Genomic DNA, 25194 nt, shown 5'->3' on the forward strand with positions numbered 1-25194 from the left:
TATTTCGTGTCTCAGCACCGATACGTTACGGCCACCCGTTGTGCGAACAACATGAGCAAACTGTGCGCCGGCTGTGCGGGCACCATTCAGCCGCGGGCTGATCTGCGACAACCCCACGCGCCCCGCAAGGCGGCGCATGGGGTTGTCCTTGACCGTCGGAACATCTGGCGAGTTCGCCAGACCGGCATGGGTTTACGCGGTAGGCACCGCGTCGTGATCAGTTGATCGCCGTCGCGGCCTGTATCAGAGCGATCGCGGCGTCGTGCTGCAAAACCCAGTTGCCACCTTGGTTGACGAACGCGAGGTGCTTGGTGACCGGGCCGGCGAACTTCGGGCTCGTGATGGCGACGTCGGCCTGGGCCATGTTCGGGCCCGCCGGCGCGATGTTGGTCACCTCGAACTGCTCGGGAAAGTTCCCGTTGCGGTAGGCCTTTCGGAGGTCATGGTCGGCAACATGCCCTTCGTTGGGGCTGATCCCGTTTTCGACCAGGTTGCCCTTCGTCGTGTACGAAACGCCGGGGTCGGTCGCTTGCGTGCACAGGTTGGCCAACTGGTCAGCCGTCGGCAACTGCCCCGGCGCCGGCGGCGCGGGCGGAGGCGGCGGGTCTTGCGGCAGTGGCGCTCCGATCGCCGCCGGCTGCACCTCGTGCAGGCCGATCGGCGCTGCGATGGAAGCCACACCGGCGGCCGCGCCGCCAATGGCGGTCAGCGCCGCCACGCCCGTGGCAATGGACTTCACGGTTTTCACAGATCCCCCTTCGATACACATGGACCGTGGCGGGATTTCGCGGATGCGACGCGCGCGGTCACACGTCTTCATGGCTGAAGATGGTGTAAGTGTGCCTTGCGACACCGGCATTTGTGTCTCAGGTTGGTCACGTTACGACGACGCTACCGCGGCGACACGGGAAAACACACTGAATAGTCTGTGCCGCAAGTGCGTAGCGCGGCGGGCCCTGGGTCCTGTCCGCACCGTCAAGGCCCACGGAAAGCCCTTGCGGTGATTGGTTATTCCTCCGCCAGCGCCTCAAGCAGGCTCTTGGGCCGGATATCTGACCAGTTCTGTTCGACGTACTGCAGGCAGTCCGCGCGGCTCGCCGCACCGAAGACCACCCGCCAGCCCGCCGGCGTGTCAGCGAAGGTCGGCCAGAGGCTGTGCTGGTCCTCGTCGTTGACCAGCACCACGAAGGTCGCATTTTCGTCATCAAAGGGGTTGGCGCTCATCATGTCTCCTTCTCACGGGATAATTGGACGGGCTGATAGTGGAACCCAACACCCGATCGGATAGCAGTCCCAGACAGCTCAGGTTGGGAAACCCGGGCCCCTGGGTGAGTCCTGACAAGTTCGGCAGGAATAATTTGGGTGTGACGTCCGTGACGGCGAGGTCATAACCTATCGCCTCCTGCAACCGCTCCGAAGTCAGGGGCCCGCCCAGGCCCAGTTCGAGCAGGTCAAGCGCATCCTGACTGAACAATGGTGCGAACCAAAGCGAGTCAGCACCGGAACCGTCGATCACGAGATCAAACCCGTGGACCGTCTCGAGGTTCTCGCTGCCGCGGTTGGTGCACAGCGTCAGCCGGATCTGTCCCTGCCTGCCGACCGCGTGGGCGACGCGGCCCCGCAGGTGGTGGATGCGGTCATCGGCCAACAACGCCTCCTGCACGTTCGACGAAAACACGCCGCGGTCGGTGCGGGCCAACGCATCCCTGCGTTCGGCCAGGGTGAGCGCCGGCCAGTTGGTGGGGTCGGAGAACAGCGAGTTCTCGAAAAACCCCTCGCCACGGGTGAACAGCGTCGCCTGTGGGGAAATGACGGTGATGCTCGAGACCCGGTGCCGGAACAGCTCATTGAGCATCGCCGCGGCTGTCTCACCGCCGCCGATCACCGCGACCCGCTCCGCGCTGATCCGGTCGTGATTGGCGGCGCGGTCCCAGAACTGGGCGATCGACAGCACGCGCGGGTTGCCGGGAAGCAACGACTTTTCCGCCTGACCGGGCCCGGTGATCATCAACGCATCGGCGTGCACCGTGGTCTCGTGGGTGTGTAGCGCCCAGCGGTCCCCGGTGACGGCCAGCCGTTCGACCTCGCCATGCACCACGCTCATGCCCACGTGGTCGGCGACCCAACTCAGATACTGGCTCCACCGGCGATGCGCCGGCGCCGGTCTGCCGCGGTCGATCCATTCGGCGAACGATGCCGTGGCGATCAGATAGGACTGCCAGCTGTAGCGGGTCATCCGCTCGTCCAGCTCGGCATTGCGGCGCGGCACCAGCGCCGAGCGGTACGGAAAGCCGACGTCCTTTTCCGGGCTGGTGCCCAGCCGGTGCGCGCCGTCAGTCCAGCCGCCGCTGGCCTGCCAGTTCGCCGCGACGCCGATCCGTTCCACGGCGACCACGTCCGGAACCTCGACGCCCATGTCGCGCAGTACGGACGCCTTGGCGGCCACGGCCACCGCCTTGGCCCCGGCGCCCACGATCGCGAGTGTGCTCATTTCACCATCTCCCGCAGCGATTCAATCCAAAGTTCTTGCAGCGCAGTGATATCCGCGTCAGTGAGAATGTCGGGCAGTGCGCGCCACTGCGCGGCCAAAACCCGCTCTCCGCTATATGTCAGCACCATCGCCGCGACGGTGAGCTCGTGGCGCACCGCCAGCTCGGGCTCCGGGACCGGCGACACCCCGGCGAGCAGTTCGCGCTCGAGCGTCAGCCCGGTGCCGCCGTCGGTGTGGGCGGCGCCAAGGTAATTCAGCAAGAGTTGCGGGGGTGCAAATCGGGCTAGCGGTTCGGCGGTGTCGTCCCGCAGGTAGCGCAGCAACCCATAGTCGAGTCCATCACCCGGGATCGCCGCCAGCTTCTCCGCCACCCTGTGCGGGTCGGCCGAGTCCAGCCGCACCGGGTAGATGGAGCTGAGCAGGCCCACCGTGTCGCCGGTGTCGATGGTGTGCGCACCCGGCCCGTCAACCAAACTGTCCGCGCGGCCGTGTGTTTCGAGCGCCAGCAGCGGAGGCGGCGTTGACTGGCCGCGTAGCCGGCGCCAGCTGGTCACCGTCGCCGCGGTGGCGGCGACCAACAGCGTGGGTAGCGGCAGACCCGAATTCAGCAGCCGGCGTGTGACGTCGGCGTCGGTGGCGACGTTGCGGACGATCAGGTCGCGGGCCCGATCGCGGCCGGGATCGAGCCGCCGGGCGCCGAGGTCCGGGTCGTCGCCGTCCAACTCCGACGCCCAGAATTGCACCGTGTCCAACCCGTGCGCACGCGCGGTGAGCGCGCCGGCCCAGCGCCGATAGCTGGTGTGTTCCCGGATGGGTGCCGGTGAGTGACCGGCGGCCGAGGCCGCCAAGGCGGCACCGAGTTCACCGAGGATCACCCGCCACGACGCCGGATCCAGCGCCACGACGTGCGCGGCCAGCAACAGAACGCTCTCGCCGGCCGCGGGTCGCAGCCACACCGCGGCCAGCAGCGTTCCGCGTTCGGGGTCCAAACGGTCAACGGCCCGGGCGACGTGGGCCGGCACCGCCGCGCCCAGGTCGTCACCCACCTCGACCTCTTCGAGTTCGTTGAGGACGTCCGCGGCCGGTACCGGAACCAGGGTCATGGTGGAGCGATCCACCCGGGTGCGCAGCACTTCATGACCGTTGATGATGCTGGCCAGCGCGGCATCCAGCTGGTCACGTCGCAGCGTCTCGGGCAGCCGGATGGCTTCGGTCTGGGCGAGCCGGCGCGGGTCACCGTATTCGTAGAGCCAGCGGCCGTTGGGCAGCAACGGCATTGGCCCGGTTTCCTCGTCCACCTGCTGGGCGGCGGCCGCGGTTTCCGAGTCGATCGCTTCGGCCAGTTCGCGGATGTTGGCGCAGTCGAGGACAAGTCTGGCGCGCAGCGCCATTCCGCGCGCCCGGGCCGCCTGTACCACCGACAACGCCATGATGCTGTCCAGTCCCAGTTGCAGGAAGTCCGCGGTGACGTCGACGCGCGGGTGCCCGAGCAGCTCGGCGAGCAGTTCGGCCAGCGCGGATTCCGTGGCGGTCTCGGGTGTTGCCGCGCCATCGACGGATTCGGCGGCGTCGAAGGCGGCCAACACGGATTCGTCGAGCTTGCCGTTGGGGGTCAACGGGATTTCGTCGACCAGGACGATGCGCTGCGGCACCATGTAGCGCGGCAGCCGGGTGCCGAGCATGCCCCGCAGTTCGGTCACCGTCGGTTTGTCGCCCGCCCCGGTCGCCACGTACGCGGTCAGCCGCGGTACGCCGGTGTGCCGGTGCACCAGCACACCGGCGTGCCGGACGGCGGGATGCGATTCGAGGGCGGCCGCGATTTCCCCGGGCTCGACGCGGTGGCCACGGATCTTCACCTGGGCGTCGGCGCGACCGACGTATTGCAGTGTGCCGTCGGGCAACCGGCGCACCAGGTCGCCGGTTCGATACATCCGCTCGGCGGCCACAAACGGGTCGGCGACAAAGCGCCCCGCGGTCTCTCCCGCGCGGCCCAGATAGCCGCGGGCCAGCTGGGCACCACCCAGATACAGTTCGCCCGTCGCGCCGCACGGCACCGGGCGCAGCCCGGAATCGAGCACATATCCGCGGGTGTGCCGGGTCGGCCGCCCGATGCAGGGCTCGTCGTGCTCGGCGATGGTGGCGACGACTGCCTCGACCGTGGTCTCGGTCGGCCCATAGCAGTTATATGCGGTCATGGGTGTGGTGTTGCACGCCTTGCGGATTCGAGCCCACGCCGCGCTTCCGACCGCCTCGCCTCCCAACGCCAACACTGTCAGCGGCGCGTCGGTCAGCAGGCCGAAAGCCTGCAGTTGGGCGAACATCGAAGGGGTGGTGTCGATCATGTCGATTCCGTGCGCGGCGATCACCGCGACCAGCGCCTCGGCGTCGGTCTGCGTCTGCTCGTCGACCACGTGCACGCCATGGCCGCCGAGCAGGGCGACCAACGGCTGCCAGGCGGCGTCGAAGGCGAACGACCACGCGTGTGCGATGCGCAGCGGCCGGCCCAGCGTGGCGGCCGCGGGCCGCAGCACGCCGTCCAGGTGGTCGTCGGCGTAGGCGCCCACCGCGCCGTGAGTTCCGATGACGCCCTTGGGTTCTCCCGTGGTGCCCGAGGTGAACACGACATACGCGGCCTGCTCGAGCGGGGCGTCGACCGGATCGAAGTCACCGTGCGGCCGGCTGCTCTCGAGGAGCTGCGCGGTCAGTCCCTCGTCCAAGACGATCGAGGCGCCGGATTGGCGCAGAATCGAATTCACCCGTTCCGGGGGCATCCCCGGCTCCATGGGCACACACATGCCGCCGGCCTTGAGCACCGCAAGCATCGCGATGATGTACTGCGGGCCCCGGAAAAGCTTTATACCCACCGGTGTTTCGGGCTTGACGCCGTTCCGGGCGAGTTGGGCGGCCAGCCGGGTGGTCTCCTCATCCAGCTCGCGGTAGCTCAGCGCGCCACCCGCCCAGCTGATCGCCGGGCTGTCCGGCGCCCCCGCCGCGACGTCGGCGAACCGAGCGTGGATGCACCGCGCTGACTTCGGGGTCGTGCTGCCGGCGGCACGCAGCGGGGCCGCCTCGTCCTGGTAGAGGACGCTGACCTCGCGCAGCGGCCGCTCCCAGTCTCCCAGCAGTCGCTCGGCGGTGGTCAGCACCCGCTGCCCGAAGGCGGCGGCCGGAATGGCGCCCAGTGCACCATCGATCACTTCGATCAGCACCACCAGTTCGCCGGCTTCCATGTGGGCGGCGATGGCGATCGGGAAATGCGACAGGGTTTGCAGGGCCGACGGCCGGAATGTCGCACCGCCGGCGGTCAATTCGCCACCGGAGGACAGTCCGTTCATCGGGAAGTTCTCGTAGACCAGCAGGGTGTCGAACATCTCCCCGACCCCACCGAGGGTCCGCAATTGGGCATGCCCGACATAGCTGTGCTCACGTAGCAGCGCGGCATCGCGCTGCACGGCGCGACATTGCTCACCGACACTCGCGGCCGGGTCCAGCCGCACCCGCAGCGGTACGGTGTTGATGAACAAGCCCACCATGGTCTCGACGCCGGTCAGTTCAGGCGGCCTGCCGGAGACCGTGACCCCGAAGACCACGTCATGGGTGTCGGTGAGCCGGGACAACACCAGCGCCCACGCCATTTGCATCAGGGTGTTGACGGTGATGCCGCGCGAACGGGTCTCGTCGACCAACCGCGCGGTGGCCTCGGCCGGCAGCCGCAGTTCGGTGGTGCGGGGCAGCGCAGTCCGCTGTCCCTCGGCCGCCTCCACCGAGCCCAGGGCGGCGGCCAGCAGGGTGGGACCCGGCAGACCCGCCAGGTGCCGGCGCCAGACCTGCTGGCTGGTCTCCGAATCGCGACCGGCCAGCCAGCCGATGTAATCGCGGTACGGCCGCGACGCGGCGGGCAGCGCCGACAGGTCGCCGCCGGCCTGGTACAGGATCATCATCTCGTTGATGAACACCGGCATCGACCAGCCATCGATCACGATGTGATGGGCGGTGAGCACCAAACGCCATTGCGCACCCGGCAATTCGATCAGCAGGAAGCGGATGGCCGGTCCGCGTTCCAGATCGAATGGTCGGCGGCGCTCGCCGGTTTCCAGCGTCGGCACGTCCTCTGGCGCCGCGGTGACGAGTCGCCACGGCAACTCGACGCGGGACGGTACGATCTGCACCGGCCGCGGGATACCCCGGCTGAAGAAGCTGGCCCGCAGGTTCGGGTGGCGCACCAACATCTTCTCCGCGCACTCGCGTAGCAGCGCGACATCGAGTTCACCCGAGATGTCGGCCGCCATGCCGATCACGTACGGGTCGTCCGCCGCTTCGCCGTCGGTGAATTCGGCGAGCGTGGTCAGCGAATACAAGCCCTCCTGCAGCGGGCTCAGCGCCATCACGTCCTCGATGTCGGGCGCGACGTCGGTTCCGGCAGCCGTCATGTCATGCCTTCGCGCGACGACGACCAAAGTTGCGTCACGGCGGCCAGATCCGAGGACGAGAGACCGGAGGCGCTCATCGGCTCGAAACGGACATCGGTCGTTTGGTCCTGCCGCTCGGCGTCAGCCCCTGCGTCTCCCAGGGCATCCAACGCGGCGGCCAGCTGCTGCACCGTCGGATTCTCGAAGATCATGCGCGGACTCACCACCAGGCCAACCGCCCGCGCACGCGAGGCCAGCTGCACCGACAGGATGCTGTCGCCGCCGAGCGCGAAGAAGTCGTCGAAGCGCCCCACTTCGGGAGTCGACAGCAGTTCGGCGAACACCTTGGCCAGCGCCCGTTCGGTGTCCGTGCGCGCCGGCTCGGTCAGGCCGCCGGTGCTGACCGACGGTGGCGGCAGCCCGGGCCGGTTCAGCTTGCCCGATTCGGTCTTGGGGAGAACGTCGAGAACGGTCAGCGACGACGGCATCATGTAGCCCGGCAGCGTCATCGCGATCGCGGCGCGCACCTCCCCCGCGAACACCGCCCTCTCGAGATCATCGACGATCGGCCGTTGTGGCACAACATATCCCGCCAGCGACGTACCGCCGTGCACGTTCCAGGTGCGGGCCGCTGAGGCGGCGACACCGCCGGCCGCCGCCAGGGCCGCCTCGACCTCCGCCAACTCGACCCGGAAACCACGGACCTGCACCTGGTGATCGGAGCGTCCGACGAATTCCAGTTGGCCGTCCTCGGTCCACCGGGCCAAATCGCCGCTGCGGTACAAGCGCGAACCCGGCTCCACTCCGTAAGGATTGGCGACGAACCGTGTGGCGGTCAGACCGGGACGTTTCCAATACCCGCGGGCCAGCTGGTCACCGGCGTAGTACAGCTCGCCCACCACCCCGACCGGCACGGCGCGCAGCCCGTCGTCGAGAAGGTAGGCTTGTGCGCCCGGGACCGGCTCTCCGACAAGCGGATTCGGCAAGCCCAACCGCCCGCGAGACACCGCACCCGAGGTCTCGGTGGAACCGATGTTGTTCAACAGCTCGGTGCCAGAGTCATCGGTGCACACCGATACCAGCCGCTGCAGCAACGACGTGCTGACCGGCTCGCCACCGCACACCAACCGCGACAGCGAGCGCACCGCATCGGGTCGGCTGCCCACCAACGCCGAGACCAGGCTCGGCACCGCGGTCACCTGGGCAACCGAATACCGGGTCATCAACTCCCCGAGTGCCTCGGGGTCGCGGTGCTCGACGTCATCGGCCAAGATCATGGTCGCGCCGGCGGCCAGGCCGGCCAGCATCTCCATGCCGCCTTCGAGGAAGGTGATCGAGGCCTGCGCCAACCGAATGTCATCGGTCCTGGGCGGATAGTTTCGCAGCTGCCAATCCAACCGGGCCGCCATCGAACGATGGGTTCCCACGGCACCTTTCGGCGTGCCGGTGGATCCGGAGGTGAATACCAGGTACATCGGGTCATCGGGGTGTGGCAGCCGCAGATCCCGGGATTGCGGATCCACGTCATCGCTGTCCACCAGGGCGCCCACCCGGGGGTCGTCGAGCGAGATCAACTCGACCCCCGGCACGTGCGGCATGGTGTCCACCGCTTCGGCCGTCGCCACCACCACCGGCGGGCGGACGTCCTCGAGCATGAATTGCTTTCGCGCCGACGGATAGCCGGGATCGATGGGGAAGTAGCCGGCGCCGGCCTTCATGATGGCCACCAGCGCCACCACCAGCTCGATGCTCCTACGGGTCGACAGCCCGACCAACGCCCCCGGGCCTACCCCGTTCCTGGCGAGCAGCGCGGCCAGGTTATCCGAACAGCGGTGCAGCGCAGGGTAATCGATCTGCTGGTCGCCACAGCGCACCGCGATCCGGTCCGCTCCCCACGTCCGACTGGGTTCCAGCAATTCCGGTATGGTCCGTGGCCGGTCGTGCGGCGGCCGCGCACCGCGGCTCCAGTCCCGCAGAATGCGGCGCTGTTCTCCCGCATCGATCAGCGCAACGTCCCGCAGAGTCTGATCGAGGTCATCGGCGAACGCGGTGACCGCCCGGATCAGCCATCCGGCCAACCGCTCGATGGTGGTTCTGGCGTAGAGCTCGGTCCGGAAGATGACATTGCAGTTGTAGCCGATGTCGTCGGCGCCGTCGGTGCCGAAGAAGTTGACGCTGAGATCGGCGTGCGCCATGTCGAAGACGGGATCCAGTGACGTGCACACGGTGTCCCGCCCGGCGCCGCCCGCGGGCGCGGTCTCGATGACCCGCGTGGCGGACAGGTGATCCCGTACGTGCACGACGACCTGGAACAGCGGGTTGCGTGACAGCGACCGCACCGGGCTGACACTGTCGACCACCCGGTCGAACGGCAGGTCTTGGTGAGCGTAGGCGGCCAGCGCCGTCTCCCGGGCCCGCTTCAGCAGTTCCCGCAACGTCGGGTTGCCGTCCATGTCGTTGCGCAGCACCAGGATGTTGACGAAAAAGCCGATCAGTTGGTCCAATTCGGCTTCGGTGCGCCCGGCGACCGGGGTGCCCAACGGAATATCCACGCCGCCACCGGCCTTGTGCAGCACCACGGCGACAGCCGTTTGCAGCAGCATGAATTCGGTGATGCCCAACTCGCGGCACAGCCCGCCGAGCTTGGCGCGGGTGGCCGAGTCGATGTGGAAGTCGACGGATTCGCCCTCCCCGCTGGGCACCGGCTGGCGCGGGAAGTCCGGGCGCAGCCCGGTGTCCTCCGGCAGCCCGGTCAGCCGCCGGGTCCAGTACTCGCGCTGCTCGCCTGCAATGGCGGACTCCTGGCCGCCGGCGTCACCCAAGAACGTGCGCTGCCACGCCGCGTAGTCGGCGTACTGGACGCGCAGCGGCGCCCAGGACGGCGCTTCCCCACCGCGCCGCGCCCGGTAGGCCGTCATCACGTCGGAGAACAGCACGCCCGCCGACCAATGGTCTGAGGCGATGTGGTGCACGACCAGCGACAGCACGTGCTCGGCCGCGTTTTCGGTGCGCAGCACCGCGACCCGGATCGGCAGTTCCGAGTCCAGTTCGAAGCAGTGGCGCCGCTCGACGTCGAGCTGCTGCTGCAGCCACGCCTCGCCGCCGCCGTCGGCGCGGCGCACCGGAATCTCGACGCCGGCCGGCCCCACGACCTGATAGGGCACGCCGTCCAACTCGACGTAGCTGGTGCGCAGGATTTCGTGGCGGGCGGCGACATCGCCGACGGCGGCGATCAGCGCATCGATGTCCCACGGTCCGGTCAGCTTCGCGGCGAAGGGGATGTTGTTGACCGGGCTGGGCCCGTCCAGGCGATAGGCGAACCAGCTGCGCAGCTGCGACGCCGACAGCGGCATGGGCTCGTCGTGTGTGGTCGCGATCAGCCTGGGGCGCGACTGCGTCAGTTGGCCCGAACTCAGCTGGTCGACCCGCTCCGCCAACAGGCCCACAGTGGCCAGCTCGAACACGTCGCGGATGCCCAGTTCCACGCCGCACTCGGAGCGGATCGCGGTGACCAGCTTGGTGGCGACCAGCGAGTGGCCACCCAAAGCGAAGAACGAGTCATCGACACCCACCCGCTCGTGGCCGAGCAGCCCGGAAAACAGTTGGGCGATCCGGATTTCGGTGGGAGTCGCCGGGTCGCGATACTCGGTGCCGGCCGCGAGCTGTGGCTGCGGCAGCGCGGCGCGGTCGATCTTTTGATGTGCGGTGATCGGGATCTCGTCGAGCACTACGTAGGCGGCCGGAGTCATGTAGTCCGGCAGCGCGGCGGCCACCCGAGAGCGGATACGTTCGACGTCAACCGTTTCCGTGTCGGCGCCCTCGGCCGGCGTCACGTATCCGACCAGGCTCTTACCCAACTGGGGCAGGTCCATGGCCAGCACGACGGCTTGTCCGACGCTGGGATCGACCGAGATGGCGGCGGCGATTTCGCCCAGCTCGATGCGGAAACCGCGGATCTTCACCTGCTCGTCGGCGCGGCCGACGAACTCGATGTCCCCGTTGGCGTTGCGCCGGGCCAGGTCGCCCGAGCGGTACATGCGCCCGCCCGGGGTGAACGGGTCGGCGACAAAGCGCTCGGCCGTCAGCTGCGCCCTGCGGTGATATCCGTGCGCGACGTGCGTTCCGGCGATGTAGATTTCACCGATCACCCCGACGGGAACCGGCCGCAGGGCATTGTCGAGCAGATATACCTGCGTATTGATCTTGGGCCGGCCGATCGGCACCACCCGCGTACCCTGGGCGCCCTCCACCGGGTAGCTGGTGCAGTTCACGACGGTCTCGGTCGGTCCGTAGAAGTTGTGCAGCGACGCATCGAAGGTGGCGTGGAACTTGTCGGCGATCTCGCCGGGCAGCGCCTCCCCGCCGATGGGCACGCGCCGCAGCGTGCGCCACTGGCTGACGCCGGGCAACGACAGGAAGAGCCCCAGCAGCGACGGCACGAAGTGCATCGACGTAATGCCCTCACGGGCCAGCAGATCGGTGAGGTAGCCGATGTCGCGCAGCCCGTCGGGCCGCGGAATCACCAGTCGGGCCCCCATGATCAACGTCCCGAAGATCTCGCCCATCGACACGTCGAAGCTGGGCGACGCCACCTGAAGCAGCCGGTCGGTTTCGTCGATCCGGTACTCGTCGCCGAACCAGACGAAGTACTCGGCGATGGGCGCGTGCGGCACCGGAACGCCCTTGGGCAGTCCCGTCGAACCCGAGGTGTAAATCAGGTACGCGGTGTTCTGCGGGTCAAGCGGTCGGATCAACGCGGTGGGCGCGGCGGCCGGATACTCCCCTACACCGGAAACCGGTTCGCGCAGCACGAGTTTGGCGTCCGCGTCCCCCAGAATGAAGCTCAGCCGGTCCTCCGGGTAGGTGGGATCCACCGGCAGGTACACCCCACCCGCCTTGAGCACGCCGAGCGCGGTGATGACCAGTTCGGGCGACTTGTCCAGCAGCACCGCGACGCGATCCTCGGTGCCGATTCCTTGCTCAATGAGCCAGTGCGCCAACCGGTTCGACTCTTCATCGATTTCACGGTAGCTGTAGGCGCGTCCTTCGTAGACGACCGCGACGGCATCGGGTGTCAGCGCCGCTCGCCGGCTGACCAGCGCCGGCAGTGTGCTGGCCGGGGTGACGAATTCTTCGCCGGTCGAGACTGCGCGCAGCCATTCGGCGTCTTCGTCGTTCATCAGTGCGCACGCCGACAGCGTCGCGTCGGGCGCGGACAACAGGTTGTCCAGCAGGGCGGCGTAGTGCCGCAGCAATTGCTCCACCAGCTGCTGATCCAGCACCTCAACCAGATACTCGGCCTCGATCACGCCGCCGCCCGGCCCATCCGGCGTACGGTTGCGCTCGACCGTCAGACTCAGCGGCAGCTGGTTGAAATGACCACGCAATTCGGCGCGCTCGCAGCGCACGCCCGGCGGGCAAAAGCCGGCGCCGTCGGGCTCTCGCTGTCCGAAGCTGACCCGGGTCATCCGGTCGGCGCCGTGCCGGCGGTCGGGATTTGACTCGCGCACCAGCCAGTCCAGGTCGGCACGCGAATGAGCGAAAGCGCCCACCGCGCCGTCACGGGTCTGGGCCAGCAGCTCGCGGAACGTCTGCTGCGGCCGCGGGCGCAGCCGAATCACGACGGTGTTGCCGTAGTACCCGATGACATCCTCGGTTCCCACACCGCGGTTCAGCACCGGGGCCGCGAACAGGAAGTCGGTCGACTGGGTGTAGCGGTGCACCAATGCGGCGAACGCGGCCATCAACACCATGTATGGAGTGGCGCCCGTCTCGCGGGCCAGCGCGGCCGCCCGGTCGACGGTGTCCGCCGACAACGGCGCGGTTGCGCGCTGCGCACGCCAGGTACTGGGCACCACCGAACCGTTGGGCCCGGGAAGTTCCAGTGGCTCCGGCAGATCGGCCATCAACGGCCGCCAGTAATCCAGATCCGCCTGACGGGTCGCGGTCGGGTCGTGGGAAAGATCCGGCAGCGTCGGCCCGGCGGCGAAGTCGTCCGGCTCGGTGTACGCACGGGTCAGATCGGCGAAAAACGGTGCCCACGAGCCGTCGTCCCAGGCGATGTGATGCGCGGCGATCAGCAGTATCAGGTCATCGGCGGCCAAGCGCGCCACCGTGACGCGCAGTGGTGAATCGTTGCTCAGGTCGAATGGCCGGCGAAAGTCGCGCTGCACCAGCACATCCAGCCGCAAGCGGCGGGCCTGATCGGTCAAGTCGGACAGGTCGTGTTCGGCCCACTCGGGCCGCAGGTCGTCGCGGATGACCGGGCGCGGGTCGCCGTCGCCGCCGGTGGCATAGGTCGTATGAAGTACGGGGTGTCGCGCGGCCACGGCATCGACCGCGCGATGCAACCGCGCGGCATCGACGGCGCCGGTGAGGCGATAGGAGACGCAGATGTTGAGCAACGCGCTGTCGGGATCGACTGACTGCACGAACCACATTCGGTGTTGGCCGACAGACATGCGGGGCTCGTCGTAGGTGGCCACGGCCCCCGCGGCCGCCGGCCGTGCCAGGCCGCGTTCGGCGAGCTTGCGGCGCAGTAGTTCCAGGCGCTCATCGTCGAGATGGGTGCCGGCGCCGGTGGTGTCTGTCACGCTAGGAGTCCAACCTTTCGAGCATTGCGAGCGGTGAGTGGTGGGTACCGTTGGCGGCGCCGGTGCGTTTGAATGACGGCGGCGCCGCGGGATCGCCTGCCGGGTCGGCGCGCAGCGCGTCGATCAGCTCGTCCACGGTGATGCCGCCGAGCATGCGGGCCACCGGAACGGAATTCCCCACCGTGCGGCGCAGCCGCTTACGTAAATCGAGGGCGAGCAACGAATCCACGCCGAGGTCGATGAGCGATGTTCCCGGGTCGATCGACAGCGAATCACCCAGGTGCAGCGTCGCGGCCAATTCGGCGCGCACCACCTCGGCGAGCGGCTTCGCAATCGAGACGTTCTCCGCTGCGCCGCCGTCACCGGTGTGCGAAGCGATGAACGGCATTGGCATTCCCTGACTTTCGAAGAACACCCGCAGCCGGTCGAAGTCGGCGTCGAAAATCAGCGGATCGCCGTCGTATCGGTGCAGACTGGCTTCGATCGCCGCCTCCGGCTCCATCGCCACCAGACCCGAGCGTTCGGTGCGGGTGATCTCGTCGCCGACCACCACCCCGGCGCCTTGCCACAGTCCCCAGCGGATCGCCACGCAGTCGCGGCCGTTGGCCCGTAACTGGGCGGCCAACACATCGAGCATCCGGTTGGACGCCGCGTAGGCCGCGTGGCTGTAGCCACCCCAGGTCCCGAACACCGACGAGCAGGCGAGGATTCGGCAGTCCGGCCGCAGCGGCCAGAGGTCGGCCATCAACGCCAATCCGCGGACCTTGGCGGCGCACACCGCCGCCACGTCGGCGCCGGTGAGCTCCGAGCGCGAGCGCGCCTGTGCGATGCCCGCGGTGTGGATCAGCAACGACGCCCCCGAACCCGCGTACGTCGCGGCCGCGGCGGCCAGTGCGGCGGGGTCGGTGATATCGCATTGCGGGGCACGCACTTCGGCGTCGTGTTTGTCGGCGAGCTGACGCAATGCGGCGGGGTCGACGCCGTGACGGCTCAGCAGGGTGACGGTCCGCGCCCCGCGTTGCAGGCAGTACCGCGCATACTGCAGGCCGATGGCTCCGCTGCCGCCGGTGATCACCACGTCGTCCAGGGCGGCGGCGTCGAGTGGCCGGCTCGCCGCCGATTCGCGGCACTCGCGGAATGTTCGGACCTGGCATCGGACCTGGCTCAGCGGTGACTCGCCGCCCCGCAACGCGACCTCGGCCGCCTCGCCCGACAACACGTCGACGACGGCCCGCGCGGTCGCGGCGTCCACGTCTCGGTGCGCGAGGTCGAGATGCCCGAACGCCTGATCCGGGAATTCGAACCCGACGCTGCGATGCATCGCGGCCAGGGCCGCCTGCGCCGGTGAGACGTCGGAGTCATCCCGATCGATCTGTTCGGCGCCCGCGGTGAGCAGCCAGACGGCCCGGCATCGCGGGCCGATGAGCGCGGGGTAGTCGGGTAGGCCGGCATCGGGTAGGCCGGCGATCTGCTCGATTGCGGCCGTGGCGTCGAGCCGGTCGAGACCGGGTGCCACGATTGCGAGGATCTCCGCGTCGTTCGGTGCCACCACACGGCAGCCGCCTTGCGCCGCAACGGCATCGGCCAGCCGACGGGCCAGCGCGTCCGCACCGAAGAACCCGATGTCGGGGTTTGTTGTGCTCGGCGTGATCGGCGATGTCGTCTGCTGCCAGTCCTCGACGGCCACCGTAAGCGCCGGCACCGACGTCGGTTCGGTCACGCGTTCCGGCGCCGCCCAGAGGTGCACCGCGCGCATCGGCGTGTTCGGGAACCCCCTCAGCGGAGCCTGGTCACCCGCCGGGACCGCGTCGGTCCACCTGCAGCCGGGGTCGGCGGTCGCGACGGCGGCGATGCTCGCCGACAGCGATTCGGTGATGGGCCGGTCGCGGTGCCCCGAGCCGACGATGACGGTCGACTCGTCGTCGACGATGTCGCCCAGCGGATAGAGCAGCGACGGGTGCGCCGAGAGCTCCACGAATGTGTCAGCCCCGCGGCTGCGGGCATATTGCACCGCAAGATCGAATCGCACGGTGCCGCAAAGGTTCTCATACCAATATCCGGAGAAATCGGTCGCTTCGCCCAACTCGGCGCCGAGGGTGGAGCCGATGAACCTCACCGGCCCGTCCCGGAACGCCGACCGCGGTGTCAGCTCGCCCAGGCTGGCACGCAACGGACGTAGCGCACTGGTGTGGCCGGGATAGTCGACGGACAGTTGATGGGTGAAGATGTCGCGCTGTTGCGCGAGCCGCACCGCGGCGGCCACCGCGTCGTGATCGCCGGCGACCACGGTCGACGACGGCCCGTTGACCGCCGAAACTTCCACCCAGCCGGGCGCCTCGGCCAGCAGCGACTCGGCAATGTCGAGGCCGGTGCCGAGCACCGCCATCGCGTAGCGGCCCGTCAACTGGTCGACAACGGTGGCGCGGGCGACCACCAGAGCGACGGCGTCTCGCAGCGAGATCGCTTCGGCCACATATGCCGCCGCCACCTCGCCGAGGCTGTGGCCGATGGCGATATCGGGCAGCACCCCGCAGAATCGCCATGCCTCGGCCAGGCTGACCGCGTGGGTGAACTGCGCTCCTTGGATCTCGGGGCGTGACCAGCTGCGCTCTTCTTCGCCCACCAGATACGGGAGCGGAGAGGCGAATCCGGCGGCGAAGAACGCTTGCGCGCACCGGTCGGCCGCCGCACGGTAGGCGGGCAACTGTCGGTAGGCGTCGGCGCCCATCGCCTGCCATTGGTTGCCCTGGCCCGGGAACACGAACGCAATGCGCGACGGCGTCGTCTTCGCGGATTGTGTGACCAGCTCGTGCTCGTGGCCGCGAGCGATCGCCGACAGACCGGCGACAAGCTCGGCGCTGTCGGCTGCTCGCAGCACCGCGCGGTGCCGGCGCGTGCGCCGCACCCGCAGCAGGGTGGAGGCGACCGCGGCGGTCGCATCCGGGGAGTCGACGCGGCCCAGATAATCGAGGATCGCCACGGCGTCGCGGCGGATCAGCTCCGGGTCGTGGGAGCTCAGCAGCACGGGGACACGCCCGTCCGGCAATCGATGGGTGAGCATCACGCGACCTCGGGGACGGAGACGATCACATGCGCGTTGGTGCCGGCGACCCCGAACGCCGAGGCCGCGGCGATGCGCTGTCCGTCGATGGCCGGCCACGGCGTCAGATTCTGCGCCAACCGTAAACCCTGTTTGTCCCACTCGATTTCGGGACTGGCGTCCTCGGCGTGCAGGGTGGGTGGGACGGTGCCGTGTTCGGCGGAGACCAGCACCTTGGCCAGCCCCAGCGCTCCGGCGGCGGCCAACGAGTGCCCCACGTTGGACTTCACCGATCCCAGCAGGGCCCCGGCGCCGGCTTCGGTGTCGCCGTAGGCCTGTGCCAGCGAGCGCAATTCGGTACGGTCGCCGAGCCGGGTGCCGGTGCCGTGCCCCTCGATCATCCCCACTTCGGCGGGCTTGATCCCGGCCGCGGTGATGGCGCGCTGGAACAGGCGAACCTGGGCGTCGCCGCTGGGCGCGCTCAGCCCGGCGCTGCGCCCGTCCTGGTTGATGGCGGTGGCGCGCACCTCGGCCACGATCTGCCGGCCGGCACGCAGCGCGGCCGATTTGCGTTGCAGCACAAACATCGCCGCTCCCTCGGCCCACACGGTTCCGCTGGCCTGCGCGCTGTAGGGGCGGCAGTATCCGTCATCGGAGAGGGCGTGCTGTTTGGAGAATTCGACGAAGAAGCCGGGTGAGCCCAGCACGTTGACCCCGCCCGCGATGGCCATGACGCAGTCGTCGTTCTGCAGGGAACGCACCGCGACGTGGAAGGCCACCAGCGCCGACGCGCACGAGGAATCCAGGGTCAGCGCCGGACCGGTCAATCCCAGCGTGTAGGCGATGCGGCCCGAGATCACGCTGAGCGCGGTCCCGGCGAGCAGATGGCCGCTGTGTTCGGAGAACCGGGCCATCTCGGGTCCGTAGCCGGTGGCGGAGGCGCCGACGAAGCAGCCCACATCGTGCCCGGCGAGGTCGTCGGGATTGATGCCGCTGTTTTCCAGGGCGCGCCAGGCCACCCGGAGCGAGACCCGCTGCTGCGGGTCCATCACCACGGCCTCGCGCGGTGATATCCCGAAGAATTCGGGATCGAATGTGGTTGCGCCGCTCAGGAATCCACCACGGTCGCGGATCTCTTTGAAACCGCTGCGGCGCGATCCGGCGAGCAGTTCGCGCACCGCCCAACCGCGGTCGGTGGGAAACGGGCCCAGCGCCTCACGGCCGTGCGCCAGCAGATCCCAATACCCCTCGGCGTTTTCGATGCCGCCGGGCGCCTCTACCCCCATGCCGACGATCACGACGGGGTCGACGCTCTCGGCGCCATACGCATCATCCGACATTGGCCTCACCCGGCGTTCACCTGCGCGGCGATCGCGTCGACGTGGTCGTAGACGTAGAAGTGCCCGCCGTCATACAGCGACAGGGCAAAGGATCCGGCGGTGTGCGTTTCCCACTGGCGCAGCACACCGGTCCCGATCCGGTGGTCGTCGTGGCCGCCCAATACGTGGATGTCCGCGCTGATACGAACATCGGGGCTGGGGTCATAACGGTTGAAGGCCCGGTAGTCGGCGCGCACCGCGGTGGTCAGCAGTTCGGAGAACTCTTCGTCGGCGAGCAGCTCGGGGTCGGTGCCGCCCAAATCGGCGATGTCGGCCAGCACTCCGTCGTCACTCGTCGGCAGTTCGGGCATGTCGCCGACCACGCATGGCGGTGGTCCCGCCGATACCCAGAGTTTGCGCACGGCCGCGCCGTGCGTCTCGGCGATGCGGGCGAATTCGAAGGCGACGACGGCGCCCATGCTGTGCCCGAACAGTGTCAGCGGTGCGACGCCGGGCCACGGTGCGGCCTGGAAGAGGCTGACGGCAAGGTCATGCAGGCTCTCGTGAGCCGGCTCGCTGAGGCGGTCGGCCCGCTGCGGGTACTGCACGACGTAGGTGTCGCCGCCGGCGGCCAGCGCCGCGGCCAGCACCCGATAGCCCGCGGCGGCCGCCCCGGCGTGCGGGAATATCACGGTGGCACCCGCAGGGCGCTCCGCCGGCCCGTCGTTGCGGCCCGGGGTCCGCTTGATCCAGGACGGGAACGTGGAAGACATGGTGATCAGGCTCTTCAATATCATTGTGCTGTTTACGATTTCGCGGGTTGTTGAGAGGCCGCCAGAACCGATTCGGCGTCCATGCCGATAACCTCCAGATATAGCTCGGCGACCTGGTCGAGTCGTCCGGGGTGGTGCTCGCCGGCGCTGAGCACCGCGGCCAGCGCCGACATGGTTCGGTTGGCGAAGATGTCGGCGACCATGATGTCCGGTGCATCCAGCCAGGCCCGGATTCGCGCCACGGCCTGCGTGGCGAGCACCGAATCGCCGCCGAGCGCGAAGAAGTCGTCGTCGACGCCGACGTTTTGCCGGCCGAGCAGATCACCCACGATCATCGCCAGCGCGGATTCCAGCGGCGTCGAGGGCGCGCGGTGGCCCGGCCGCTGCGAAACGGCGGCTTCCAATTCGCGCGCCACGGCGCGCCGGTCGAGCTTTCCGGCATCGGTGAAGCCGATCCGCTCCACCACCGTGATGTGGCGCGGGATCATGTGCGCGGGCACGAGATCGGTGAGAGACTGCCGAATTCCCGCCGCGGTCAAGCCGGCGTCGTCGGTGCATACCTGGGCGGCCAGCACGTCGGATTCGCCGGACACGGCGATCAGGGCGGCCACCGCCGTCCGCACCCCGGGTACGCGACGCAACGCGGTCTCGATCTCGCCCAGCTCGACACGGTACCCGCTGATCTTGACGCGGTGGTCGGCGCGGCCGACGAATTCGAGGGTGCCGTCTGGCCAGTAGCGAACTAAATCGCCGGTGCGGTACCAGATTCGGCCGTCGCGCTCCACGAAGCGTTCCGCGGTGAGATCGGGACGTCCGCGGTAGCCGCGCGCGATGCCGCGGCCGGACACCCAATACTCGCCGGGAACCCAGTCGGGACAGTCGGCGCCCGTGTCGTCGACGACACGGCAGGCGTTGTTGGGCAGCGGGATGCCGAAGGGCAGGGCGGTCCAGTCTTCGGGTATCGCTTCGGTCACCTCGAAAATGCTGTTGTGGACCGGGGTTTCGGTCGCGCCTCCAAGGCCGGCGAACCGAAGGTTGGGCGCTTCAGCCTGCAGGCGGCGCGCCACCTCCGGCCGCACCCAGTCGCCTCCGGTGGGCACCACCCGGACCGACGACAGCCGCCCGCGGCCGACCTCTATCAGCATCTCCAGCCAGCCGGGCATGAAATGCAGCACCGTGACCTTGTGCGTGTCGATGAGCCGGGCCCAGGCGTCGGGATCACGCCGCTGCGCTTCGTCGACCACCACGATGGCCCCGCCAGTACGCAAGGTGACGAAGATGTCCATCACCGAGATGTCACCCTCGAGGGTCGACAGGGCCAGGCATCGATCCGCGGGGCCGATCTCGAAGTGGCCGGCGATGAATTCCACGGTGTTCATGGCCGCGTCGTGGGTGACCTCGACACCTTTGGGTTCCCCGGTGGAGCCGGAGGTGAACAACACGTAGGCGAGCTCGGCGGGATCGATTCTCGCAGAGTGAATTTCGGCGCGCTGGGGGGCATCGCGAAGGATGTCGGCGATCACCACCTCGGGCACCGGCAAGGACAGTCGTCGGCCGCCGCACACCAGGGCCAGGCGCACGTAGCCGGATTCGAGGATGCGCTCGGCGCGGTCGCGGGGCTGGTCGACACCGATCGGCAGGTAGGCAGCGCCGACGGACAGGATGCCCAGCAACGCCGGAATCTGCTCGGCGGTTTTCGGGCCCATCACCGCGATGGTGTCGCCGGGGCCGACGCCGGCCGCACGCAGCGCGGCTGCCACCGCCAGCGCCTTGTCGCGCAGTTGCGCGTAGCTGAGGTCACCGGAACTCGCGAAGAGCGCCGGCGCGTCGGGCTGCTGCTCGGCTTGCCGGAAGAATCCGTCGTGCAAGGCTTCTCCGCTGGGTTCGGCGGTACGACGGTTGACCGCCTCGCGCACCGCGCGCTGAGCCTCCGGCAGCGCCGAGGGGCTTAGCGCGTCCCACGCGTCGTCGGCGGCGGCCAGCCGGAGCAGCTCGTCGATGTGGTAGGCGAACATCGCATCGGTGACACCTGGCGGGAAGATCCCTTCGCGCACATCCCAATTCACCAGGACGCCGCCGTCGAATTCGGTGACCTGCGCGTCGAGCAGCACCTGTGGCCCCTGGGAGATGATCCAGCCCGGTGTGCCGAATTGACCGGTCACTTCGGAGCTGAACAGTTCGCCGAGTCCGAGCGCGCTGGTGAAGACGACGGGCGCGAGCACCTGGGTGCCGCGATGACGGCTGAGGTCACGGAGCACCGACAGCCCGGGATAGGCGGAGTGGGCGGCCGCCGTGCGCATCGCGTCCTGCACCACCCGCGCCCGGGCCGCCGCCGTGTCCGCGCCGGTGAGATCGACGTCGAGCAGCAGCGAGGAGGTGAAGTCACCGACCAACGAGTCGACGTCCGGGTGCAGGGCCTGGCGCCCGAACAACGGGACGTTCAGCAGAAAGCGCGAGGTGGGCGACCAGCGTGCCAGGGTGTCGGCGAACCCCGCGGCCAGCGCCATCGCCGGGGTGAATCCGCGCGCCTGGGCGCGGGTGAACAGCGCATCGCGGGTCTGCGGGTCCAGCCAGTGCCAGCGCCGGGTGCTCTGGTCGAGGCCGCGGCCGCCGGTGGTCGGCAAGGCGGGTGGGTCCGGCAGCTCGGCAAGCCGCTGCGCCCACCAGGCCCGGTCCGCGTCGCGGTCCGGTTGCGGCCGTGCGTCGTCGGCCTCGATGGCCTGGCGGTACTGGCGGTAGGTGTAGCTCAGTTCGGGCAGGTCGCGGCCGAGGTAGAGGGCCGCCAGGTCGGCCATCAGGGTGCGATAGCTCATCGCGTCGGCGGCCTGCATGTCCAGGTCGACGTGGAGCCGGGACCGTTGGTCCGGTAGCAGCGTCACCGCCAACTCGAAGACCGCGCCGTCGAGCTGCTGGTGTGATTTGGCGTCGCGGATGGCGGCGAGCCGCTGATCGACCTCGTCGGCCCTCAGGTCCCGCGCATCCTCGACGCTGACCGGGAAGGCGCCGCACTCGTCGGCCGGTGTGATGCGCTGCGTCCCGTCGGGCAGGAACCGCACCCGCAGCATCGGATGGCGACGGGCCAGCGCGGTGGCCGCTGTGCGCAGCCGTTCCGGATCGATGGGGCCACCGTCGAATTCGACGTAGAGGTGCCCGGCGACGCCGCCGAGCCGCTGGTTTTCTTGGCGGCCGACCCACATCGCGTGCTGCATCGGGGCCAGCGAAAACGGTTCGTCGTCCCCGGATCGCTCAGGGTCGCCGGGGGCGTCGACGGGCAAGGCCCGCTGATCAGCGCTCTGCCCGCCGGTGACCAGCTGCGCCCAAGCGTCGATGGTCGGCATTTCGGCGAGCGTGGCGAAGTCGACGGCAATGCCCTGGCGGCGCCAGCGGCCGGCCAAAGTCATGATCCGGATCGAATCCAGACCCTGGCCGATGAGGTTGCTACCCGGCTGAACTGCATCGACGTCGACGCCGAGCAGTTCAGCCACCTCCGCCCGGATGTCCTCCGAGCGCGCCGGGGCATGCACCACAGACCCTCCCTGAATTAGCACAGGCTGCCCTAATTTTTTGGTTACCCTATCCTTACTCCCTGCGTCCCCGCTACTAGCCCCGTCTGAAGCCCCCGTCTAAGGAGCCATGAGTCCGCACACACCGCACCCGCCGGCCGGAGTCCTCGACGGATTCGTGCCATTCCCCGCTGATCGCGCCGCCGGCTACCGGGCGGCCGGCTACTGGACGGGCCGAACCCTGGACACGATCCTGACCGACGCGGCCCGGCGGTGGCCCGGCCGAATTGCCGTGCTCGACGCCGTGGGCGGTGCCGGCTTCAGTTATGCGGACCTCGACGCCCAGGCTAACCGCGCCGCCGGTGGACTGCGAGCGATGGGCATCGCGCCCGGCGACCGGGTGCTGCTGCAGCTGCCGAACCGTTGCCAGTTCGCGGTGGCGCTGTTCGGCCTGCTGCGGGCCGGCGCGATTCCGGTGCTGTGCCTGCCGGGACATCGGGCCGCCGAACTCGGGCATTTCGCCGCGGTCAGCCAGGCCACCGGGCTGCTGATCGCCGATACGGCAGCGGGTTTCGACTATCGAACGATGGCGCTCGGGCTCGTCGAGGAGCGCGGGGCGCTCAAGCACGTCGTCGTCGACGGCGACCCGGGGCCGTTCACCTCATGGGCGCAACTGTGCGAGCAGGCGCCCCCCGGGCTACCGCCGTCGCCGGGCGACCCGGGATCGCCTGCGCTGCTTCTGGTTTCCGGCGGCACCACCGGCACGCCCAAGCTCATCCCCCGCACCCACGAGGATTACGTGTTCAACGCCACCGCCAGCGCCGAACTCTGCCGCCTCACCTCCGACGACGTCTACCTGGCGGTGCTGTCGGCGGGCCACAATTTTCCGCTCGCCTGCCCCGGCCTGCTCGGCGCGATGACCGTCGGCGCCACCACCGTGTTCGGCACCGATCCCAGCCCGGAGGCGGCCTTTGCCGCCATCGCACGCCACGGCGTCACGGTCACCGCCCTGGTGCCGGCCCTGGCCAAACTGTGGGCGCAGGCCTGCGAGTGGGAACCGGTGACCCCAAAAACCTTGCGGCTCCTGCAGATCGGCGGCGCCAAGCTGGAGCCCGAGGATGCCCGGTTGGTGCGCACCGCCTTGACCCCGGGCCTGCAGCAGGTGTTCGGGATGGCCGAGGGACTGCTGAACTACACCCGGCTCGATGATCCGCCGCAACTCACCGAGCACACGCAGGGGCGGCCGTTGTGCGCGGCCGACGAGCTGCGCGTGGTCGATGCGGCCGGTGATCCGGTGCCCCCTGGTGAAGAGGGCGAATTGCTGGTCCGCGGACCGTACACGTTCAACGGCTACTTCCGCGCCGAGCGCGACAATGAGCGCTGCTTCGATCCCGACGGCTTCTTCCGCAGCGGTGACCTGGTCCGGATCGGGGGCGACGGCTACGTGGTGGTCACCGGCCGCGTCAAAGACGTGATCTGCCGTGGCGGCGAAACCATTTCCGCGGCGGACCTCGAGGAGCAGATGCACAGCCACCCGGCGATCTTCTCGGCCGCCGCGGTAGCGCTTCCCGACGCTTACCTGGGCGAGAAGATCTGTGCGGCAGTTGTTTTCAAAGACAAGGGGCTGTCGCTTGCGGAGCTGAACGGCTATCTCGACGAGCGTGGCGTGGCCGCGCACGCCCGGCCCGATGTCCTGGTCGCGATGACTTCACTGCCCACCACGCCGATCGGCAAGATCGACAAAAAGGCGATCGCCGGCCAGGTTTCGGCGCAATGAGCACCAGCCCGTGCGCGTGCCACCCGGATCAGCCCGTCGCCGCGTAGAGCTCGGCCAGCAAGCCGGCGGTGGTTCCGAAGTCCATGCATTCATCGGTGACGGATTGACCGTATGTCAGCTCACCGCACAGCGATTGGGCTCCGGCCACCAGGAAGCTTTCCAGCATCAGGCCGGCGATACCGCGCTCGCCCGCCGCGATGCGTGCGGCCACTTCGGCCGCGACCTCGGCCTGTCGCCCATGGTCTTTGCCGGAGTTGGCGTGTGAGCAGTCGATCATGACTCGTTCGGAAAGCCAGGCCCCGCGTAACCGCTCGATGGCCGTCACCACCGAAGCGGCATCGTAATTCGGGCCGGCGGTACCGCCCCGGAGGATCACGTGGCAGTCGGGATTGCCCATGGTCTCGACGACGGCCGCGCGGCCCACGTTGTCGGTTCCGAAGAAATGGTGCGGCGCCGCTGCGGCTTTGACACCGTCGATGGCGACTTGGATGTTGCCGTCGGTCCCGTTCTTGAATCCGATCGGCATCGACAGCCCGGATGCCAACTGGCGGTGCACCTGTGATTCGGTGGTCCGGGCGCCGATCGCGCCCCACGCAACGGCGTCGGCGATGTACTGCGGGCTGGTGGGCTCCAAGAATTCACACCCCACGGGGAGGCCGACGTCGATGATGTCGAGCAGCAACGCACGCGCGGTGCGGATGCCACGTTCCACGTCGAAGCTGCCATCCATGGCGGGGTCGTTGATGAGACCCTTCCAGCCGATGGTGGTGCGCGGCTTTTCGAAGTAGACCCGCATCACGATCTTCAGCCGCTCCGCGTACTGGGCGGCAAGCGGGGCGAGCCGGCGTGCGTAGTCGAGTGCGGCGACGGGATCGTGTACCGAGCAGGGGCCGACCACGAGTAGCAGTCGCTCGTCGCCGCCGGCCAGGATTGCCGAAACCTCGTCGCGGTCGCGCTGGACGGCCTGGGCGCGTCGAGGTGTCAGCGGCAGTTCGGTGCGAATCACGGCGGGAGCCGAGAGTTCTCGGAACGAGACGATCCGATGATCGGACGTGTCGACAGCTGTGGGGAAGTCGGTGAGGGACATGTGGGGTACGTCTTTCTGTGTTGGCTGCCAGGGCACGCCCGCTGGTTCCCGATGCCCTGAAAAGCGAAAAGCAGCGACCTTGCGGTCACTGCTGGGCTCCGGGTCTCAGTCGTGCGGGTGCGTCAACCAGACGCCGCATCGTCGGCTCCACCCGGAGCCACGATAAAGCGCCAATACGCGCGCACGCCGATGTTCACGTCGG

The 25194-nt window shown here is 68.8% G+C and carries 11 protein-coding genes; 1 reads left to right on the forward strand and 10 read right to left on the reverse strand.

From position 1 onward, the window contains the following. Nucleotides 1–217 precede the first annotated feature (217 nt). The 9 genes from EPN51_RS04130 to EPN51_RS04170 all read right to left on the reverse strand — a co-directional run bounded on the left by EPN51_RS04130 (nucleotide 218) and on the right by EPN51_RS04170 (nucleotide 22152). Complete coding sequence (locus EPN51_RS04130; protein WP_293037503.1) at nucleotides 218–748, reverse strand: hypothetical protein; 531 nt, start codon at nucleotides 746–748, stop codon at nucleotides 218–220. A 260-nt stretch (nucleotides 749–1008) separates the two neighbouring features. Further along, nucleotides 1009–1224, reverse strand: a complete 216-nt coding sequence (locus EPN51_RS04135) for an MbtH family protein (protein WP_293037506.1) — start codon at nucleotides 1222–1224, stop codon at nucleotides 1009–1011. Beyond that, on the reverse strand, nucleotides 1205–2491 hold the full coding sequence (gene mbtG, locus EPN51_RS04140; protein WP_293037509.1) for an NADPH-dependent L-lysine N(6)-monooxygenase MbtG: 1287 nt from the start codon (nucleotides 2489–2491) through the stop codon (nucleotides 1205–1207). The genes EPN51_RS04135 and mbtG overlap by 20 nt, the downstream gene beginning before the upstream one ends. After that, nucleotides 2488–6921, reverse strand: coding sequence for an amino acid adenylation domain-containing protein (locus tag EPN51_RS04145; RefSeq protein WP_293037511.1), 4434 nt, complete (start codon nucleotides 6919–6921; stop codon nucleotides 2488–2490). Before EPN51_RS04145 ends, mbtG begins: the two co-directional genes overlap by 4 nt. After that, nucleotides 6918–13493, reverse strand: a complete 6576-nt coding sequence (locus tag EPN51_RS04150; protein ID WP_293037514.1) for a non-ribosomal peptide synthetase — start codon at nucleotides 13491–13493, stop codon at nucleotides 6918–6920. Before EPN51_RS04150 ends, EPN51_RS04145 begins: the two co-directional genes overlap by 4 nt. 1 nt (nucleotide 13494) lies before the next feature. After that, complete coding sequence (gene mbtD, locus EPN51_RS04155) at nucleotides 13495–16554, reverse strand: mycobactin polyketide synthase MbtD (RefSeq protein ID WP_293037516.1); 3060 nt, start codon at nucleotides 16552–16554, stop codon at nucleotides 13495–13497. Beyond that, nucleotides 16554–17873 (reverse strand): polyketide synthase, encoded by a 1320-nt coding sequence (locus tag EPN51_RS04160; RefSeq protein WP_293037519.1) that lies wholly within the window; start codon nucleotides 17871–17873, stop codon nucleotides 16554–16556. The genes mbtD and EPN51_RS04160 overlap by 1 nt, the downstream gene beginning before the upstream one ends. A gap of 5 nt (nucleotides 17874–17878) precedes the next feature. Continuing rightward, nucleotides 17879–18625 (reverse strand): alpha/beta fold hydrolase, encoded by a 747-nt coding sequence (locus EPN51_RS04165; protein WP_293037522.1) that lies wholly within the window; start codon nucleotides 18623–18625, stop codon nucleotides 17879–17881. A gap of 32 nt (nucleotides 18626–18657) precedes the next feature. Next, nucleotides 18658–22152 (reverse strand): amino acid adenylation domain-containing protein, encoded by a 3495-nt coding sequence (locus EPN51_RS04170; protein WP_293037525.1) that lies wholly within the window; start codon nucleotides 22150–22152, stop codon nucleotides 18658–18660. Between the two features lie 106 nt (nucleotides 22153–22258). On the opposite strand from EPN51_RS04170, the gene EPN51_RS04175 reads away from it, so the two are divergent. Further along, nucleotides 22259–23905 carry an AMP-binding protein gene (locus EPN51_RS04175; RefSeq protein WP_293037528.1) on the forward strand — a complete coding sequence of 549 codons (1647 nt, stop codon included), beginning with the start codon at nucleotides 22259–22261 and terminating at the stop codon, nucleotides 23903–23905. A 28-nt stretch (nucleotides 23906–23933) separates the two neighbouring features. Here the strand turns inward: EPN51_RS04175 and EPN51_RS04180 are convergent, their stop codons facing one another. Continuing rightward, the gene (locus EPN51_RS04180; RefSeq protein ID WP_293037531.1) at nucleotides 23934–24992 is read right to left on the reverse strand and encodes a 3-deoxy-7-phosphoheptulonate synthase; all 1059 of its coding nucleotides are present in this window, start codon (nucleotides 24990–24992) and stop codon (nucleotides 23934–23936) included. Between the last annotated feature and the right edge of the window lie 202 nt (nucleotides 24993–25194).

This window comes from Mycobacterium sp., from assembly GCF_004298145.1.
GTDB lineage: Bacteria > Actinomycetota > Actinomycetes > Mycobacteriales > Mycobacteriaceae > Mycobacterium.

Excerpts from the sequence above, each read along its gene's own strand:
- mbtD (WP_293037516.1), bottom strand. The coding sequence starts at position 16,554 with ATGCTCACCCATCGATTGCCGGACGGGCGTGTCCCCGTGCTGCTGAGC.
- EPN51_RS04175 (WP_293037528.1), top strand. The coding sequence starts at position 22,259 with ATGAGTCCGCACACACCGCACCCGCCGGCCGGAGTCCTCGACGGATTC.
- EPN51_RS04160 (WP_293037519.1), bottom strand. The coding sequence starts at position 17,873 with ATGTCGGATGATGCGTATGGCGCCGAGAGCGTCGACCCCGTCGTGATC.
- EPN51_RS04145 (WP_293037511.1), bottom strand. The coding sequence starts at position 6,921 with ATGACGGCTGCCGGAACCGACGTCGCGCCCGACATCGAGGACGTGATG.
- EPN51_RS04180 (WP_293037531.1), bottom strand. The coding sequence starts at position 24,992 with ATGTCCCTCACCGACTTCCCCACAGCTGTCGACACGTCCGATCATCGG.
- EPN51_RS04165 (WP_293037522.1), bottom strand. The coding sequence starts at position 18,625 with ATGTCTTCCACGTTCCCGTCCTGGATCAAGCGGACCCCGGGCCGCAAC.
- EPN51_RS04135 (WP_293037506.1), bottom strand. The coding sequence starts at position 1,224 with ATGAGCGCCAACCCCTTTGATGACGAAAATGCGACCTTCGTGGTGCTG.
- mbtG (WP_293037509.1), bottom strand. The coding sequence starts at position 2,491 with ATGAGCACACTCGCGATCGTGGGCGCCGGGGCCAAGGCGGTGGCCGTG.